Origin of the sequence: Anaerobacterium chartisolvens (assembly GCF_003337415.1) — a bacterium.
Classification (GTDB): domain Bacteria; phylum Bacillota; class Clostridia; order Acetivibrionales; family DSM-27016; genus Anaerobacterium; species Anaerobacterium chartisolvens.
In genome coordinates this window covers 1-422 of sequence record NZ_QPJT01000044.1, presented here as the reverse complement: position 1 = coordinate 422, position 422 = coordinate 1, and the positions used below count along the sequence as shown (strand labels likewise).

1 protein-coding gene is annotated in these 422 nt (G+C 41.2%); it reads left to right on the top strand.

Features of this window, described 5'->3' with window-relative positions:
* Positions 1 to 227, top strand: a 227-nt coding sequence (locus tag DFR58_RS22020; protein ID WP_170138266.1) for an RNA polymerase sigma factor, incomplete at its 5' end; no start/stop codon positions are given.
* Between the last annotated feature and the right edge of the window lie 195 nt (positions 228 to 422).

Sequence of the window (422 nt, the reverse complement as noted above, 5' to 3'; positions counted from 1 at the left end):
ATGAGGATAAGTTTCTTGAGGATACACCAAGAATACGTTTAACAGATGATGAGGCAAGGGCAGAGATAATTAAACTATCTAGCGGCTATGGAATTGCAGGAATTAAGAGCTTGCCAAAAGCTCAAAGAGATGAAATAATAATGAAAATAAAGGAAGTGGAAGGTTTGTCGCAAAGGCAGGCGGCACGGATCTTAGGTATTTCACCCAATCTGATATTCAAGGCCTGAGGGAAGCAGTAGAACCGTCCCTGTGCTTCTCCATTTGTGCCCATTTAGAGAGGCTGAATATCAATCCGTGTAAATGACAATAATCTCCATATAAAACAAACGGAGGTTATGAAAATGAGACAGTCAAAAAACATTCTCACAGAAAAGGAAATGGAACTTGTAAGCCTGCTGATGCAGGACTGCCAAAGCACGGGT